This is a genomic window from Nitrosophilus alvini (assembly GCF_015100395.1).
Classification (GTDB): domain Bacteria; phylum Campylobacterota; class Campylobacteria; order Campylobacterales; family Nitratiruptoraceae; genus Nitrosophilus; species Nitrosophilus alvini.
In genome coordinates this window covers 1139217-1155085 of sequence record NZ_AP022847.1, presented here as the reverse complement: position 1 = coordinate 1155085, position 15869 = coordinate 1139217, and the positions used below count along the sequence as shown (strand labels likewise).

The window sequence follows — 15869 nt, the reverse complement described above, 5'->3', positions numbered from 1 at the left end:
TAATCCATTCTGTAATATAATTATACAAAATTTATCCTATTTTTACACTGTTTGCAAAATAAGATTTTTTAGATATAATACGGCTCCAAAACTAAAATGCCCTTGGGCATATACCAATCAGGAGGCTGACATGGCTTTGGATTCGGCGAAAAAGCAAGAAATCATCGCTAAATTTGCTCAGGGTGAGAGCGATACAGGATCTCCCGCAGTGCAAATTGCACTATTGACTGAGAGAATAAAGTATCTGACTGATCACCTAAAAGAGCACAAAAAAGATCACTCTTCAAGACTGGGACTTTTAAAACTGGTAGGACAGAGAAAAAGACTTCTTAGATACTTGAAGAAAAAAGATTACGACAGATATACTCAGGTAATCTCCGAACTGGGAATAAGAGGATAATTTCCTCTTCCCATTTTCTCTATAGCTGTTAAATAATACCATAAGTATAACTATTCCTTTTTTTCTTCTTTTGCAATACTCCCTTTAATTACCTAATACTTAGATACTCTATAATATAAACATAAATGAGGATAATTATTTGTTTCAGAAAAATTACTAAAATAACTTGACAATAATAAACTCAATGTTGTATAATAACATCAGCAATCAAGCAAACCAAGTGCTAAAACTGGAAAACTATGATAGATAAAAAAGTATTGATATTAGAAACAATCATAAAAGAGTATATAAAAAATCCGGCACCGGTAAGTTCAAAACAGCTTCAGACCAAGTTAGAAATCAAACTTTCTTCCGCCACAATAAGAAACTATTTCAAAAAAATGGTGGAAGAGGGAAAACTTGAACAAAAACATATCAGCAGTGGTCGTGTACCTACTGTTAGTACATTGAAAAAATATTGGACCAAAAAACTTTTAAATATTGGTCCGGTTAAAATTTCCAAAAAAGAGAATATAAAAGATGCTGTAAAAAATTATAGAATTTTTTGTGAATTCAAGTTTTTTGAATCCGATAAACTTTTAGAAGTTAATAACATTGATAATAAATTTCTACTTCTAGTTTTTGAAAGAAAAGAGTTTGTCACTCCCTATACAGATGTTTTATATAGATTTTTCAATGAATTCAAAGGTACAGATTTTTCTGATTTGATAAGAGTGTGTGAACAGCTTGGCCTTACGGCTCTTTCAAAGAAACTTTCTATTTTGTCAAATGAAGGTATAATAAGAGAAGGTTTTGAAGAACTGATTTCTATAATATCGAACAATAGTAAATGGGGTAGCGGATTTTTAAAAGATATTATGGAAGGTAACTATTTTGATAAAGTTGAAAAGGGCGTTCATTTTAAACATATCGTTCCTGAGGGATATCTCGCTTTAAAAAGTGATGCCCAGATTGAGGATAAAGAGGCAAAGATGCTCTGTATCGGGCATTTGTCACGTGACTTTGAAAGTTTCCTACAACAAATGCAGAAGGAGTAATTATGGCTGAGAAAAAAAGAGAGGAAGAGATCGAGCAGGAGAAAGAGACGAAAACGGAAAAGAACGAAAAAAACGAAATTGAAGAACTGAAAAAGAAACTTGAAGAGTGCGAAGAAAAATATCTTAGAGTCTTTGCCGACTTTGAAAATACAAAAAAGAGACTGGAAAGGGAGAAGTACCAGGCACTCGAATACGCATATGAACAGTTTGCAAGGGATCTGTTGCCTGCTCTTGACAGTCTTGATATGGCTCTGGCTACTGTCAGCAGCGAAAATCTTAAAGCTGAAGAGGCGGTAGAGAAATTAAAAGAAGGAATCGAACTTACAATAGAGCAGTTTGCGAAAGCTTTCGGTAAGCACGGAATAGAAATGATAGAGATAGGTGAGGGATTCAATCCTCATCTGCATGAAGCGATTTTACACGTGGAGAGCCCTGACCATGAGGAGGGCGAAATAGTACAGGTACTTCAGAAAGGGTACAAATATAAAGAACGCGTTTTGCGTCCTACAAAAGTGAGTATTGCCAAAGGTAAAAAAAGCGAATAAAAAATGAGTGAGAGAAAATAATAAAGGAGATAAAAATGGGAAAAGTATTGGGAATAGATTTGGGAACTACAAACTCATGTATGGCTATATATGAAGGCGGCGAAGCCAAAGTAATAGCCAACAAAGAGGGTAAAAACACTACTCCTTCTGTCGTTGCGTTTACCGACAAAGGAGAGGTTCTTGTGGGTGATCCTGCAAAAAGGCAGGCTATTACAAATCCAAAAAAGACAATATACTCTATTAAAAGAATTATGGGCCTTATGTGTAGTGAAGACAAAGCAAAAGAGGCCAAGAAAAGACTTCCTTATGATATAGTTGATAGAAACGGCGCGTGTGCCGTAGAAATTGACGGGAAAATATATACTCCGCAAGAGATAAGTGCGAAGATTTTGATGAAACTTAAAGAAGATGCAGAGAGTTATCTCGGCGAAGAGGTTACCGAGGCAGTTATTACGGTTCCTGCCTATTTTAACGATGCCCAGAGAAAAGCAACAAAAGAGGCGGGTACTATTGCCGGACTTAATGTTCTCAGGATTATAAACGAGCCGACTGCGGCAGCCCTTGCGTACGGTCTTGATAAAAAAGAGGCCGAAAAGATAGTTGTATATGACCTTGGGGGCGGTACATTTGACGTTACTATCCTTGAGACAGGCGACAACGTTGTTGAAGTTCTTGCAACGGGAGGTAACGCATTTCTTGGTGGTGATGACTTTGACAACAGGATAATTGACTGGCTAGTAGAAGAGTTCAAAGCTGAAAATGGAATTGATCTTAAACAGGATGTTATGGCTCTTCAAAGACTTAAAGAAGCAGCTGAAAATGCCAAAAAAGAGTTAAGCTCGGCTCAGGAGACTGAGATAAACCTTCCGTTTATCACAGCTGATCAGACAGGACCTAAACACCTTGTTAAAAAACTGACAAGAGCCAAATTTGAAAGCATGATAGAAGATCTTGTAGAAGAGACTATCGAAAAATGCGAAGAGGTTCTAAAAGACTCTGGTTTAAGCAAATCGGATATAAATGAAGTAGTAATGGTGGGCGGTTCTACAAGAATACCGCTTGTTCAAAAAAGAGTAAAAGAATTTTTCGGAAAAGAGCTGAACAAGTCTGTAAACCCTGATGAAGTTGTTGCAATAGGCGCTGCAATACAAGGTGCAGTTTTAAAAGGTGATGTAAAAGATGTATTGCTGCTTGACGTTACTCCTCTAAGCCTTGGTATTGAGACACTTGGCGGAGTAATGACAAAAATTATAGAAAAAGGTACAACCATACCTGTTAAAAAGACACAGATTTTCTCAACAGCCGAAGATAATCAGCCTGCAGTTACTATCCATGTATTGCAAGGTGAAAGAGAATTGGCCAAAGACAACAAATCTTTGGGTATGTTTGAACTTACAGGTATTCCTCCTGCTCCAAGAGGCGTACCTCAGATAGAAGTTACATTTGATATCGATGCAAACGGTATCCTCACTGTCAGTGCCAAAGACAAAGCGACAGGTAAAGCTCAGGAGATCAAGATTACAGGAAGCTCTGGCCTTAGTGAAGAAGAGATCGAAAAAATGATAAAAGATGCAGAAGCTCACAAAGAAGAAGATAGAAAGAGAAAAGAACTCATCGAGACAAGAAACCAGGCTGATGCCCTAGCGTATCAGACTGAAAAGAGTCTAAAAGAGGTAGGTGACAAGCTTGCTGATGCAGATAAAGAGGCCGTCGAAAAAGCATTGAGCGAACTAAGAGAGACTTTGAAAAACGAAAACGCTACAAAAGAGCAGATAGAAGAGAAAGTTAAAAAATTGACAGAAGTGAGTCATAAGCTTGCCGAAGCAATGTATAAAAAAGAGCAGGAAGGCAAGGCTGGCGGAGCCGCACAAGGCGGTGAAGCCAAAAAAGGCGGAGAAGACGACGTTATAGACGCTGAAGTAGAATAATCTCTCCAAAGCGGGCATCTGCCCGCTTCTTTTTTCTGCTATATCTATCAAAAAACAAGAAGGCAAACTATGATAATCTACATTCATGGTTTTGGCGGAAGCGGCGAAGGAAACAAAGCCAGAATCGCACGAAACTATTTCAAGGAACGTATTTTAACCCCTTCTTTGTCTTATGTGCCAGACCTTGCGATTTCAACACTTGAAGATATTATAAAGAAGTTTTTGAAATATGAAGATATATATCTGATAGGCTCATCGCTGGGAGGATACTATTCTATCTATCTTGCTGAAACATACAATCTCAAAACTGTACTTATAAATCCATCCGTAAAACCTTATGAGACACTCTCAAAATGGACAGGTTTTGCACAGAATTTTTATGATAACTCGAGATTCGAATGGAACGAAAAACATATCGAAATGCTCAAAAAATATGATGTCAAATATATAAATGACCAGAGCAGATATATGCTCATGCTTCAAAAAGGAGATGAACTGCTGGATTTCAGAGTCGCTTTGAGAAAACTGCCCGAAGCCGATTTGATACTCGAAGAGGGAGGCAGCCATCAGTTTGAGGGATTTGAGAATCATCTATCCACGATAGAGCGTTTTTTTGAAGATATCTAAACTCTTGCAGGGCAGTGGTCCGATACAGGGCATATTTCACACTTAGGTCCTACGGGCTTGCATATAATCTGACCGAAAGAGACCAGAAGTCTGTTCAGGCCTTTTCTATACTTCGGCTCCAGTTTCTCTTCTATGGCTTTATCAGTCTGTTCAGGGTTTTTTGTATGAACAAATCCCCATAGATTCAATATCCTGTGTACATGGGTATCAACTGCCGTATAGTTTTTGCCATAGGCGTTTTCAAGAACTATTTTAGCCGTTTTGGGTCCTACACCTTTGATTTTGGTGAGATCTTCAAGAGTATCAGGCACTTTGCCGCCGCAGTTTTTTAAAAGATACTTTGATACTTCCAATACGCTTTGTGCTTTTTGGTTATAAAAACCTACCGGATATATCAGTTTTGCTATCTCTTCTTTTGGAAGTTTTATCATTTTTTCAGGTGTGTCGGCAAAGTCGAAAAGTCTGTGTGCTGCAGCAACTGTCACTTCATCTTTTGTTCTGAAACTAAGCAGTGTTGATATAAGTATGGTGTAGGGAGTTCTTTTGTAACCGTAGGATTCTGAGAGTTTTTTTGCCGGGGCATCCCATTTGTGATACTCTTCTTTCAAAATCTCTATGATATTTAAAAATTTCTCTGTTTTCATAAAGAAATAATACCAAAAATAAAATTTTTTAACTCTTTTGAAAGATAAAAGGATAATATTTTACTAAAACCCTTTTTATAAATATCCGGTTTTTAGAAAAACTATTTAGAAGATCATTTGTTTTTTATCCTGATTTTGGATATATTTATAAAAAATGGTTAAAAGATTGATATTATGAAAAATGTGCTATATATCATATGGAATGATGAGAATGATCTGGGAATACCGATAATTGACGAGCAGCATAAAGGTATCGTTTCTATCATAAACTCTCTTTACTTCTTTATGCAAAACGGCGATGGAGAAGATGAACTGCTGCATATTATAGATCTGTTGGACAAATATATAAAAGTACATTTTAAAACCGAAGAAGCCCTTATTAAAAAAGCCCTTTTCCCAGGCTGTGAAAAACATCTGTTGATGCATAAAGAGTTTTTCAAGAAAATGCAAAAAATAAGAGCCGAAGCACTTACAACAAACGAGCCTAAAAATCTGCTTAGTTTTTTAAGATCATGGTGGTTAGAACACATAAAAAAAGAGGATATAAAATACGTTCCTTTTGTGATGAACACTTTAGAAAAATGATTTGTCATCCTTTCAAGCCTGTAATAGACAAAAACTCTGAAATTTTGATACTGGGGTCCTTTCCCAGTATAGATTCATTTAAAAACTCTTTTTATTACGGACATAAAAGAAATCAGTTTTGGAAAATATTGTCGAACATTTTTGAAGAAAATGAGCCCAAAACGATCGAGGAAAAAACAGAGTTTCTAAAAAAACATCATATTGCTCTTTGGGATATGGTTAAAGTATGCAGTCGTCAAAACTCACTTGACAGCAGCCTGAAGGATGTAGAGGTAAACGATATAGAAGCACTGCTGAAAAAATACCGGGGTATTAAAGCCCTTTTCTTTACCGGAAAAAAGGCGTATAATCTTTACAAAAAACATTTTTCACATCTATCTATCCCTGCAGTCTATCTCCCTTCGCCTTCGCCGGCATATGTAAAAATGAGTTACGAAGAAAAACTGAAAATCTGGAAAAGAGAGCTCAAAAAGTATCTGTCATGAAAAAGGTTATGATTTTAAGCGGGGCCGGACTCAGCCAGGAGAGCGGTATAAAAACCTTCCGGGACAATAACGGGCTTTGGGAAGAGTATGATGTGATGGATATTTGCTCTGCGGAAGGGTGGCGGAAAAATCGCCTGCTGGTTACAAAGTTTTTTAACGAAAGAAGAGAAGAACTAAAAAACAAAGAGCCAAATCCTGCCCACTATATGCTGGCAAAACTGGAACAGAATTTTCCGGACCGTATCTGGCATCTGACTCAAAATGTAGACGACCTGCTTGAAAGGGCAGGCTGTAAAAATATCATCCACATGCACGGTACGCTAAAGGATCTTAGGTGTGAAAATTGCGGTTTTGTGTGGGATATAGGATATCGTGCTCAAAGAGAGGATGAAGTTTGCCCCAAATGCGAAAGTGATAGCGTCAGGCACAATGTGGTGATGTTTGGAGAACCGGCTCCGGCGTACCGCAACATATACAGAGCAGTAAATGACAGCCGGCTTTTTGTAGCCATAGGCACCAGCGGCCGCGTAATAGATATCGTCTCGCTTGCAAAGGAGTTTGGAAACTCTATACTTGTAAATCCTAAAAGAGAGGAGTATATCACTGTTTTTGGCTCTCACGAGCGTAATATTGATGAGTATTTTACCGAGTTTATACAAAAAAAGGCCGGTGAGGCTTGTGAAGAGCTTTATGAAAAAATAGTGAAATTTTTGGAATGACTCAGTTTGTGAGCATAATAGCTTTTGTCATACGGCATACTCTTTGAAGTTTTTCATAAATTTCTCTATTTTAGGGGCTATAACGGCCATACAGTATCCCTGGTAAGGATTTCTTTCATAATAGTTTTGGTGGTAATCTTCGGCGGGACAGAAAAGCTCCAGTTTTTTCAATTCCGTTACAATCCTGTTTTCAAAATATGGATTTAGCTCTTTTATAATCCGTTTTGCTGTCTCTTTTTGCTCTTCATCTGCATATAGGATAATAGACCTGTATTGCGTTCCTATATCGGCACCCTGTCTGTTAAGAGTCGTTGGGTCATGAATGGCAAAAAAAATCTTTAAAATCTCTTCGTATGATATTTTATCCGGGTCGAACTCCACTTTTACAACTTCGGCGTGTCCGCTTAGACCGCTGCAGAGCTTTTCGTATGTAGGGCACGGATCATCACCTCCTGCATAGCCGCACACAACATCTGTTACCCCTTTGACTCTCCTGTATACCGCCTCCATGCACCAAAAACATCCGCCGCCGATTACTGCACTTTTTTTAGTCATGTTGTTCCTTGATATGTTCGATTATCTTTTTGCAATCATTTTCGCTTGCATAGCAGTTTCTAATTCCGCAGAGCATATACCCTTTTGCCTCTTCATCAGCTTTCAAAAGCGTAAAAGGGTATGGAACATAGTCTATCTTTTCGGTACATTTGAAAAGATTATCTCTGTTTGATTTTATTATTTTGTCTTCATATATCAGTCGTACTATATCTTCTGCGAAAAGCCCTGCATAAAGAAGGTGTTTCATAATTTTTCCAGAGTAATATTCAAGAGATTTGAATGAAAAGTGCCTGTATTTTTCATCGATAAGGCTGCCAAGAGAGAGCATAACCGATACTATTTTTGCCCCGCTGCTCGGATATGTAGTATCGCTCTCTTCGGCATATATGGTAAACTCTCCTTTGCTGAAATACCATCTTCCCTCATCGAAATACTCTATCAGCGCTTCGTTTGTCAATTTTTGGGCTAAAAGAAGATAGCTCTCGTTCAGAGTCGTTTTATAAGCTTCCAAAAGAGCATCTGCAAGATATGCGTAATCCTCCAAAAAGGCTTTTATTTTTGGTTCGCCGTCTATCAATGCACTGTGGTATAGGTGGTTGTCAATATACATCTTTTTCAAAAGAGCATTTATAGCTTCTTGGGCCGGCTCGAAATACTTCAGGTCTGTTCGTGATGCTATAAATAGAGTTTTTATCATCATCGCATTCCAAGAAGTTATCACTTTTTTATCGATCTGCGGATAATCTTTGTTTTTCCTGAGTTCTTTTAAAACTGTAAGTACTCCCTCAAGCCACGAAAAATCTTGCAAAGATTCGTTTCTGATGATTATTTTGCCCTCAAAATTTCCATTTTTTGTAATAGAGAGTTTTTCGCATACCTCTTTTATCTCTTTATCGTTAAATCCGGCGTTTTTGAAAGCCTTTATTATTTCATCGTACTTATATACATAATATTTCCCCTCTTCGTTATCACTATCCGCATCGCTTGAGGAAAAAAAGAGATTTTTTTCGCTCATCTTTTCCAGCATAAAATCCAAAGTCTCAAATGCAACATTTTTATAAAAATCGTCTTTTGTGGTGAAATATGCCTTAAGATAGGTTTCGGCCAAAAGAGCGTTGTCGTAAGTCATTTTCTCAAAGTGGGGCACAAGCCATTTATCATCTACGCTGTATCTGCAAAATCCGCCGTCCACAAGGTCTCTAATCCCGCCTTTGGCCATATTTTTGAGAGTAAACTCAGCCATTTCGAGGGCATCTTTGTCGTTTTCGAGTCTATAGATATTCAAGAGCATATTAATAAGTGAAGTTTGGGGAAATTTTGGTGGTGGGGAAAAACCTCCATATTTTTTGTCAAAATGCTTTTTTGCAGCTTCAATGAACTTTTTTGTAATCGTTGCGTCAAATTTTACGGCTTTTACAGGTTCGGCTCCGCCTTTGATGAATCTCTCTATCTCCCGGGCATGCTTTATCAACTCTTTTGGATCCTCTTTATACATAGAAGCGATTTTTTCTATGAGCTGCATAAATCCCATCATATTGTATTTTGGTTCCGGCGGTATATAAGTACCTGCAAAGAACGGTTTTTTGTCGTGAGTCAGGAATATAGAGGTGGGCCATCCGCCAGGCCGCTGGTTCAGGAGTTGATAGACCTCCTGATAGTATTTGTCAATATCCGGACGCTCTTCTTTATCCACTTTTACAGATATGAAATGTTCGTTCAAAAACTTTGCAATTTCGGCATTTTCAAAAACCTCTTTTTCCATAACATGGCACCAGTGGCAGCTGCTGTATCCTATGGACAAGAATATAGGTTTTTTTTCTTTTAAAGCTTTTTCGAAAGCCTCCTCACACCATGGCCACCAGTCCACAGGGTTGTCGGCATGCTGTTTCAGATACGGCGAATCCTCATTTACAAGTCTGTTTGGCATCATTTTCCCTTGATATTTTTTTTATGATTTTTTTATACTATAATGATATTTCGTTAAATCAAAATTAATCAAAACCGATAAAAAAGTTTCACAGGTATAAAAAAAATTTATTTTGCTATGATAAAATCGTGACACATAACCGCTGAAATTATAAAATATATTTTTAAACGAGGATATAAAATAATGAAAAAATTGTATGGCCTTCTTTTTATACTTACACTCTCTTTTGTATATGCTTTTGACTTGGAACAGAAGATTCTGGAGCCTGAGGAAGCTTTCAAACCCTCTGCAACAGTGATAAATGACAAAGTTGTGGTCAATATAAAACTTGGTGAAAAAATCTATCTTTATCAGGACCAGATAAAAGCCCAAATAGTAAAACCTGAAAAAAAAGAGCTCAAAATATCTTTGCCGGCTCCCGAAGAGATTCACGGCGATAAAGTCTATTTCAAAGAGCTCAGATTTGAGATACCCAAATCCGAAATAGGATATGACAGTTTCACCCTTAAAGTCTCTTTTCAGGGATGCTCCGAAGCCGGTCTTTGCTATACTCCCATGAGCAAAGAGTTTGAGCTGTCATTTAAACAGGCAGAAGCCAAAAGTAAGCCTCAAAACGAGAAAAATACCGTTTCTTCAACTTCCGAGCAGGATAAAATCGCCGATACCCTGAGAAACGAAAGCGTTTTAGTGATTTTGGCCACTTTTTTCGGGTTTGGCCTTCTACTTGCGCTTACTCCCTGTCTGTTTCCTATGATACCGATACTATCTTCCATAATTGTGGGTACAAAAAACATTACTGCAAAAAAAGCTTTTTTCCTATCTGTTGTTTATGTTCTCGCTATGTCCGTTACATACACAGTTGCAGGCGTTTTGGCAGGGCTTTTTGGAAGCAATCTTCAAACCGCTTTTCAGGATCCTATCATAATAGTTGTATTTTCTCTTGTTTTTGTCGCTCTTGCATTTTCCATGTTCGGTTTTTATGAGATTCAATTGCCCGCTTCATTGCAGACTAAACTTGCAAAAAAGAGTGAAGAGGCGGGTGGACACGGAGTAATCGGTGTAGCGATAATGGGTTTTTTGTCGGCTCTAATAGTAGGACCTTGTGTCGCTCCTCCTTTGGCTGGAGCTCTAATATACATCGGACAAACGGGAGATGCCGTCCTTGGAGGCGCTGCTCTTTTCATGCTAAGTATCGGTATGGGGTTGCCGCTTATTCTTATAGGGACAGGCGCAGGTAAGTTTATGCCAAAACCGGGTCCATGGATGACGGCAGTAACGAAAGTCTTCGGTGTTGTTATGCTGGGAGTGGCCGTATGGATGCTCTCAAGAATAGTTCCGGATTGGATAACTCTTCTGCTTTGGGCAGTACTCTTTATAGGAAGTGCTGTATATATGCGTTCTTTTGAAGCATTGCCACAGGACGGGCACTGGTTTCATACATTCAAAAAAGCGGCTGGAATCATTATGTTCATATACGGTGTTTTCCTTTTTATCGGCTCCTTTACCGGAGCAAACAATCCGCTTGATCCTTTAAAATCATTCAAACCGGCGGCAAAAGCTGCTGTCTCAAAAGCCTCTAAAACCGAAATGTTTAAAAAAGTATCCACTCTTGAAGAGCTTATGAATATCGTAAAAAATTCAGATAAACCGGTTATGGTGGATTTTTATGCGGACTGGTGCGTAAGCTGCAAAGAGCTTGAACACAATACATTCAGTGACGAAAGAGTCAGAAAAGAACTTGAAAATTTCATAACACTGCAGGTTGATGTGACCAAAAACAGCGAAGAAGACAAAAAATTGTTAAAATATTTCAATCTCTTCGGTCCTCCTGCGATACTCTTTTTTGAGAATGGAAAAGAGGTCAAGGGCCATAGAGTAATAGGATACAAAGGGCCTGAAGAGTTTTTGGATATACTTAGGAAAGTAAACGGTAAATGAGTATGGCAATAGTCTATTTTTATTCAGATACTTATAAAGGATGGTCATGAAAAAACTTGTTTCGATTCTGTTTTTATCGATTGTTCTTTTTGCTGCTGATTTTGACTGGGTGGAATCTTTGGATAAAGCGAAAGAGATGGCCAAAAAAACCGGAAAGCCTATAATGCTTATGATAGACCAAAAAGGTTGTGAAGCTTGCGAATATATGGATGAAGTGGTTTTTGAGACGGACAATGTGGCAGAGTTTGTGGAAAATTTCTTTATACCGGTTAAAATGGAAATGAAAAAAGCAAAAGCTGCCGGTTTCAAAGTATTTGGAACGCCTACATTTTATTTTTTCAACAGCAAAGGCGAAAAGATAGGCCGACAACTTGTAGGAGCCGCTCCGGCAAAAGCCTTTATACACAAACTGCAGGTATATAAAAAACTGAACGAGAAATACAAATAAAACTATAAACCGTTAGATTTACGACCCGTCGTCACCCCACTGTACGAAATCGAGCTGATATCTCTCTTCATTTTCATCTTTTTTGATATTTTTCAAAAACCGGGCTATCGCTTTTATCTCCTCATCGCTCAAAGGCTTTGCGTAAGAGACCATGATATCGGCTCTTTTTGATTTTATCTTCTGTGCACGGTAGGCTTTGAGCTTATCTATCAGATACATTTTTGATTTGCCGGCTAGTTTAGGATACGAAGAACTTCCTTCTCCTTTTGCTCCGTGACAGCCGTAGCAGCCGTATTTCGAATAGAGTGCCTCTCCATTGTCTGTAGCAATTGCAAGCGCAAAAAGAGAAAAAAACAGAAACAGATGTCTCATTATCACCCTTTTAGTCAACTTTTTGTACAATTTTAGAAGTTTGTACAATTATATCAAATTGAAACAAGGTCAGATATGGTTATAAAAAATGCTCTTATAGTTGATTCAAAAGGCGAAAGAGAAGCAGATATAGAGATAAAAGACGGCAAAATTGCAAAGATAGGCACAGATCTTAGTTCAGATGAGATATACGATGCAAAAGGATGCTCTGTTTTGCCAGGTATAGTAGAACTAAATGCCAAAACCTGCGATGATAGAGTAAGCGTCGACTCTTTGGCCAAACTTGCGAAAAACAGTGCAAAAGGAGGAGTTACTACCGTACTTTTAAATCCTCACTTAAATCCTAAAATAGATGATGAAATAATTTTGGAGTTTGTAAAATCCCAAAACGAACTTAACAGTAAATCCGATATAAAACCGATGATAACAGCCATAAAAGGCGAAGAAAACGAGCAGCTCAGTGAAATAGCCATACTTTTGAAAAAAGGTGCTGCTGCAATTTATACCAGTTCAGATATAGATTCTTCTTTGATGAGGAGAGTTTTCGAGTATGCCGTTATGTATGAGATTCCTCTTCACTGCAGGGCGCAGAACTGTTCTTTGAGAGCCGGTGGTGTGATGCATGAGGGGGAAGTCTCATCCGAGCTTGGCCTGGGAGGGATTCCGGAACTTGAAGAGAATATAGAAGTTGCCAAAATCGTAGAGTTTCTAAATCGCTACAGAATAGAGACGGTATTTAAAAGCCTTTCGTCTGCCAGGTCTGTAGAACTTGTAAACGAAGCAAAAAAAAGAGGGTTCAAAGCTTATGCCGAAGTTTCTATCCACCATCTTGTAAAAAGCGACGAAGCGTGCAGAGGCTACAATACCTGTGCCAAAATAGACCCTCCGCTCAGAGATAGAGAGAACAGAGAGTTACTTTTGCAGATGCTCAAGAACGGACAAATCGATTTTCTTACATCTCTTCACTCTCCAAAATCGATGGTTCAAAAAGATATAGCATTTGATGAAGCGGCCTACGGCGTGGATGCCATATCTCTTTATCTGCCGATAGCATATACATATCTTGTAAAAAGCGGTATTTTGAATATGAGTGATTTGACAAAACTTCTTTGCAAAAATCCGGCGAAAGTCCTTGGACTGAACCACGGAACTATAGAAGAGGGGTGCAGCGCAGATATCGTCATCTTCGATCCCGATAAAAAAAGAGTTGTGGAAAACGAAGAGTCTTTGTACTATAAAGAAGAGCTTTTTGGAGAGGTTACAGCCACTTTCAAAGAGGGCAGACGGATATTTTGATTGAGAAATACAAAAGAAATAATAAATTTTTCATTGAACCTCTAAAAATAATTGTAAGGTGTTTGGTCTTTTATTTTTAATTTTCAGATGATACATTATAATAAGATGAATAATAAAAATTAGAAATTCGTAAAAAATAAAACTAATTAAATATCGAAGAAAAAAATAATTTGGAGCTCTATTTAAAATATAAATGATTTTTGAAATGCTTTTTGATATGTATAAGAGTTGTTTTTTATCTAATAAGCAATACTTAACAAATAGAAAAGTAAATAACTATTAAAAAAACAACAATTAGGACAAAATGCAAGTATATACTAGTCCATTTTTTCATAATTTGATTTGAAACAAATAGGGATAAAAAATAAAAAAATATGATATTTATAAAGCAATAAAAAAAGAGTGAATAAATGGCAAATATTTTTCTGAGTTGGTCGGGTAAGAGAAGTAGGGAGATGGCGAGTTTTTTGTATGTGTGGCTGAGAAAAGTTATCCAAAAGGCAAAACCATGGATGTCAGACAGCGATATAGAAAAAGGTCAGCGATGGTTTATTGAAATAGGAGAAAATCTAAATAGTCACAATATAGGTATAATTTGTGTAACTCCAGAGAACTACAAGGCTCCCTGGCTTCTTTTTGAAGCAGGCGCTCTCTCCAAGGCGGTCGGAAGTTCGAAAGTGTGCCCACTGCTTCTGGGGATTTCTCCTTCAGAACTTGATGGTCCTTTGCGAGAATTTCAGGCTACCGTTTTGACTAAAGAGGATGTTTTCAAACTTGTTAAAACTTTAGATGCTGAGCTTGGTGAATGGAAAACACCATATCTTGAAGAGGCGTTTGAAGCTTTTTGGCCTGAATTTGAGGAAAAGATTTCAGAGATATCGAAAATAGAAATAGCAGGATCTAATGATCAGATCTCGCGAGTTATAAATTCGTTTGCTCGACATGGACTACCGGAGCCTCTCATAGGAAGTCAGGTCTATTTTTCAAGTGGGTTTGAAAGTCACTCTTTATATACGGTTTTGACCAATGTAGTTCAAAACAGATTGCTTATATTTGGTAGAAAAAACAGAAAACTTTTCGACAAGGAACATCGTGATTTTTTTAAGACTCTGAAAGAGCGTGTTGATAACGGTTTTGATTTTAGAGTTCTTTTTTTAAATCCAAATGCTCCTTTACATATACTGAGAGCCGCACATCAGGATGACGATCTGAAAAGTCAGATTGAAATCTGTATTAAAAGAGCGAAAGAAGTGCTGGAAAATGTTGGACTAGATCCGGAAAATCATATTAGAATTTATAATATTCATCGAACAGTAACATCTTTTATCGTTGATGATGCAGTTGTTTATTCTCCTATCACTTTGGATGAAAACGGAAGAGCGAAAAGACTCACAAAAGCTCCGTTCAGCGTCTTGAATCTAAATACCGAACTGGGAAAAGAGCTTCATAAATCTTTTGAGTCTGTCTGGGAAAATGGAAAAATGGTATCTTCCTAAACTTCTCTCAAAGGCCTGTGCACAAAAAGCAGTCCTATTGCAGATGATACGAGGGTGATCAGAAAAAATATAAATGAAAAAGCGATACCTGTTGCCGGATCCTCTCCTATAAGTTTCAAACCGTATAGAAAAGTCAGTTCTCTTGCTCCGACTCCGCCTATGGTAAGCGGCAGAACGGCTACAACGGAAGAGATGAGAAAAAGAGTCAGAAAATCTATATTGTTTACGTCGTTTGGCAGCGACAGTATGATGAAATATGCGCTTGACAGCTGCAAAAGCTGCACGGCAAGGCCGAGAAGTGTGGTCTCTTTTATATAGGTGGAGAAGTTTTTGAAAAGCTTTTTATGAAGATAGAGAAAAACAGGATAGACCAGAGCCGCCCCGATGATGGAGAGTATACCTAACCCGGGATAGATATCTGTGTATGAGCTGAAAGCAAAAAGTATCGCTGCCAAAAATACCAGAGCCGCCAGACCGCTTATGCGGTCCAGAAGAGTAGCATTTATCAAAGAGGAGACTTTTGTGTTATATCTCTTTGCAAGCAGATATATCTTATACCCGTCTCCTCCTATACCTCCCGGAAGAAAGAGGTTCAGATACATTCCTACGTAGTAGAGTATGAGATTGGCTTTTTCGGATAGATTTATGCCTATATCTTTGAAATAGTAGTTGAGTCTGACCGAACTTACTATTTTTGAGAGATTGAAAGCTACAAAGGCCCAAAAGAGCCAGATAGGATCGGTCTCTTTGAGGATCGCAAAAAGCCTGTCCGTATCGATTTTAGACAGAACGAAAAAGAGCAATCCTATAGAAAAAATGATCTTTATAGCTGTTTTAATCTTTTTTTTCAATCTATTTTCCGTAATT

At 37.8% G+C, this 15869-nt stretch carries 17 protein-coding genes; 12 read left to right on the top strand and 5 right to left on the bottom strand.

Annotated features, from left to right (window positions below):
* Nucleotides 1–130 precede the first annotated feature (130 nt).
* From rpsO to EPR_RS05925, 5 genes are all read left to right on the top strand, one after another.
* Nucleotides 131–400, top strand: a complete 270-nt coding sequence (rpsO, locus tag EPR_RS05945) for a 30S ribosomal protein S15 (RefSeq protein WP_200762335.1) — start codon at nt 131–133, stop codon at nt 398–400.
* 239 nt (nt 401–639) lie between these two features.
* Nucleotides 640–1437, top strand: coding sequence for a hypothetical protein (locus EPR_RS05940; protein WP_200762334.1), 798 nt, complete (start codon nt 640–642; stop codon nt 1435–1437).
* A gap of 2 nt (nt 1438–1439) precedes the next feature.
* A complete protein-coding gene (grpE, locus tag EPR_RS05935; RefSeq protein WP_200762333.1) occupies nt 1440–1982 on the top strand; it encodes a nucleotide exchange factor GrpE in 543 nt (180 codons plus the stop codon).
* A gap of 35 nt (nt 1983–2017) precedes the next feature.
* The gene (gene dnaK, locus EPR_RS05930; RefSeq protein WP_200762332.1) at nt 2018–3910 is read left to right on the top strand and encodes a molecular chaperone DnaK; all 1893 of its coding nucleotides are present in this window, start codon (nt 2018–2020) and stop codon (nt 3908–3910) included.
* A 69-nt stretch (nt 3911–3979) separates the two neighbouring features.
* Nucleotides 3980–4537 (top strand): YqiA/YcfP family alpha/beta fold hydrolase, encoded by a 558-nt coding sequence (locus tag EPR_RS05925; protein WP_200762331.1) that lies wholly within the window; start codon nt 3980–3982, stop codon nt 4535–4537.
* Here the strand turns inward: EPR_RS05925 and EPR_RS05920 are convergent.
* On the bottom strand, nt 4534–5181 hold the full coding sequence (locus EPR_RS05920) for an endonuclease III domain-containing protein (protein ID WP_200762330.1): 648 nt from the start codon (nt 5179–5181) through the stop codon (nt 4534–4536). The genes EPR_RS05925 and EPR_RS05920 overlap by 4 nt on opposite strands.
* A gap of 174 nt (nt 5182–5355) precedes the next feature.
* Between EPR_RS05920 and EPR_RS05915 the strand changes: the two genes are divergently transcribed.
* The 3 genes from EPR_RS05915 to EPR_RS05905 are packed head-to-tail and all read left to right on the top strand — an operon-like array spanning nt 5356 to nt 6970.
* Nucleotides 5356–5766, top strand: a complete 411-nt coding sequence (locus EPR_RS05915; RefSeq protein WP_200762329.1) for a bacteriohemerythrin — start codon at nt 5356–5358, stop codon at nt 5764–5766.
* Nucleotides 5694–6251, top strand: a complete 558-nt coding sequence (locus EPR_RS05910; RefSeq protein WP_338037280.1) for a DNA-deoxyinosine glycosylase — start codon at nt 5694–5696, stop codon at nt 6249–6251. Before EPR_RS05915 ends, EPR_RS05910 begins: the two co-directional genes overlap by 73 nt.
* Nucleotides 6248–6970 (top strand): SIR2 family NAD-dependent protein deacylase, encoded by a 723-nt coding sequence (locus tag EPR_RS05905; RefSeq protein ID WP_200762327.1) that lies wholly within the window; start codon nt 6248–6250, stop codon nt 6968–6970. The genes EPR_RS05910 and EPR_RS05905 overlap by 4 nt, the downstream gene beginning before the upstream one ends.
* 27 nt (nt 6971–6997) lie before the next feature.
* Here EPR_RS05905 and msrA read toward each other — a convergent pair whose 3' ends face one another.
* Both msrA and EPR_RS05895 read right to left on the bottom strand, forming a co-directional pair.
* The gene (gene msrA, locus EPR_RS05900; protein WP_200762326.1) at nt 6998–7525 is read right to left on the bottom strand and encodes a peptide-methionine (S)-S-oxide reductase MsrA; all 528 of its coding nucleotides are present in this window, start codon (nt 7523–7525) and stop codon (nt 6998–7000) included.
* Entirely contained in the window at nt 7518–9452 is a 1935-nt protein-coding gene (locus EPR_RS05895; RefSeq protein ID WP_200762325.1) for a thioredoxin domain-containing protein, read from the bottom strand. The genes msrA and EPR_RS05895 overlap by 8 nt, the downstream gene beginning before the upstream one ends.
* 183 nt (nt 9453–9635) lie before the next feature.
* Here EPR_RS05895 and dsbD point away from each other — a divergent pair, with 183 nt between their 5' ends.
* Nucleotides 9636–11390 (top strand): protein-disulfide reductase DsbD, encoded by a 1755-nt coding sequence (gene dsbD, locus EPR_RS05890; protein WP_200762324.1) that lies wholly within the window; start codon nt 9636–9638, stop codon nt 11388–11390.
* Between the two features lie 46 nt (nt 11391–11436).
* Nucleotides 11437–11838 carry a thioredoxin family protein gene (locus EPR_RS05885; RefSeq protein WP_200762323.1) on the top strand — a complete coding sequence of 134 codons (402 nt, stop codon included), beginning with the start codon at nt 11437–11439 and terminating at the stop codon, nt 11836–11838.
* Nucleotides 11839–11856: 18 nt separating this feature from the next.
* Here EPR_RS05885 and EPR_RS05880 read toward each other — a convergent pair whose 3' ends face one another.
* The gene (locus EPR_RS05880) at nt 11857–12210 is read right to left on the bottom strand and encodes a c-type cytochrome (protein WP_200762322.1); all 354 of its coding nucleotides are present in this window, start codon (nt 12208–12210) and stop codon (nt 11857–11859) included.
* Between the two features lie 57 nt (nt 12211–12267).
* Between EPR_RS05880 and EPR_RS05875 the strand changes: the two genes are divergently transcribed.
* Nucleotides 12268–13506: an amidohydrolase family protein gene (locus EPR_RS05875; RefSeq protein WP_267905534.1), complete on the top strand. Its 1239-nt coding sequence runs from the start codon at nt 12268–12270 to the stop codon at nt 13504–13506.
* A gap of 410 nt (nt 13507–13916) precedes the next feature.
* Entirely contained in the window at nt 13917–15002 is a 1086-nt protein-coding gene (locus tag EPR_RS05870) for a TIR domain-containing protein (RefSeq protein ID WP_267905522.1), read from the top strand.
* On the opposite strand, the gene EPR_RS05865 is transcribed toward EPR_RS05870, so the two are convergent.
* Nucleotides 14999–15853 (bottom strand): lysylphosphatidylglycerol synthase transmembrane domain-containing protein, encoded by an 855-nt coding sequence (locus EPR_RS05865; protein ID WP_200762320.1) that lies wholly within the window; start codon nt 15851–15853, stop codon nt 14999–15001. The genes EPR_RS05870 and EPR_RS05865 overlap by 4 nt on opposite strands.
* Nucleotides 15854–15869: the final 16 nt, after the last annotated feature.

What these genes read in the sequence shown, in the direction of transcription:
- EPR_RS05870 (WP_267905522.1), top strand. Translation starts at nt 13,917, where the DNA reads ATGGCAAATATTTTTCTGAGTTGGTCGGGTAAGAGAAGTAGGGAGATG.
- msrA (WP_200762326.1), bottom strand. Translation starts at nt 7,525, where the DNA reads ATGACTAAAAAAAGTGCAGTAATCGGCGGCGGATGTTTTTGGTGCATG.
- dnaK (WP_200762332.1), top strand. Translation starts at nt 2,018, where the DNA reads ATGGGAAAAGTATTGGGAATAGATTTGGGAACTACAAACTCATGTATG.
- EPR_RS05885 (WP_200762323.1), top strand. Translation starts at nt 11,437, where the DNA reads ATGAAAAAACTTGTTTCGATTCTGTTTTTATCGATTGTTCTTTTTGCT.
- EPR_RS05895 (WP_200762325.1), bottom strand. Translation starts at nt 9,452, where the DNA reads ATGCCAAACAGACTTGTAAATGAGGATTCGCCGTATCTGAAACAGCAT.
- EPR_RS05940 (WP_200762334.1), top strand. Translation starts at nt 640, where the DNA reads ATGATAGATAAAAAAGTATTGATATTAGAAACAATCATAAAAGAGTAT.
- EPR_RS05925 (WP_200762331.1), top strand. Translation starts at nt 3,980, where the DNA reads ATGATAATCTACATTCATGGTTTTGGCGGAAGCGGCGAAGGAAACAAA.
- grpE (WP_200762333.1), top strand. Translation starts at nt 1,440, where the DNA reads ATGGCTGAGAAAAAAAGAGAGGAAGAGATCGAGCAGGAGAAAGAGACG.
- EPR_RS05880 (WP_200762322.1), bottom strand. Translation starts at nt 12,210, where the DNA reads ATGAGACATCTGTTTCTGTTTTTTTCTCTTTTTGCGCTTGCAATTGCT.
- EPR_RS05915 (WP_200762329.1), top strand. Translation starts at nt 5,356, where the DNA reads ATGAAAAATGTGCTATATATCATATGGAATGATGAGAATGATCTGGGA.
- EPR_RS05910 (WP_338037280.1), top strand. Translation starts at nt 5,694, where the DNA reads ATGGTGGTTAGAACACATAAAAAAAGAGGATATAAAATACGTTCCTTT.
- EPR_RS05920 (WP_200762330.1), bottom strand. Translation starts at nt 5,181, where the DNA reads ATGAAAACAGAGAAATTTTTAAATATCATAGAGATTTTGAAAGAAGAG.
- EPR_RS05905 (WP_200762327.1), top strand. Translation starts at nt 6,248, where the DNA reads ATGAAAAAGGTTATGATTTTAAGCGGGGCCGGACTCAGCCAGGAGAGC.
- dsbD (WP_200762324.1), top strand. Translation starts at nt 9,636, where the DNA reads ATGAAAAAATTGTATGGCCTTCTTTTTATACTTACACTCTCTTTTGTA.
- rpsO (WP_200762335.1), top strand. Translation starts at nt 131, where the DNA reads ATGGCTTTGGATTCGGCGAAAAAGCAAGAAATCATCGCTAAATTTGCT.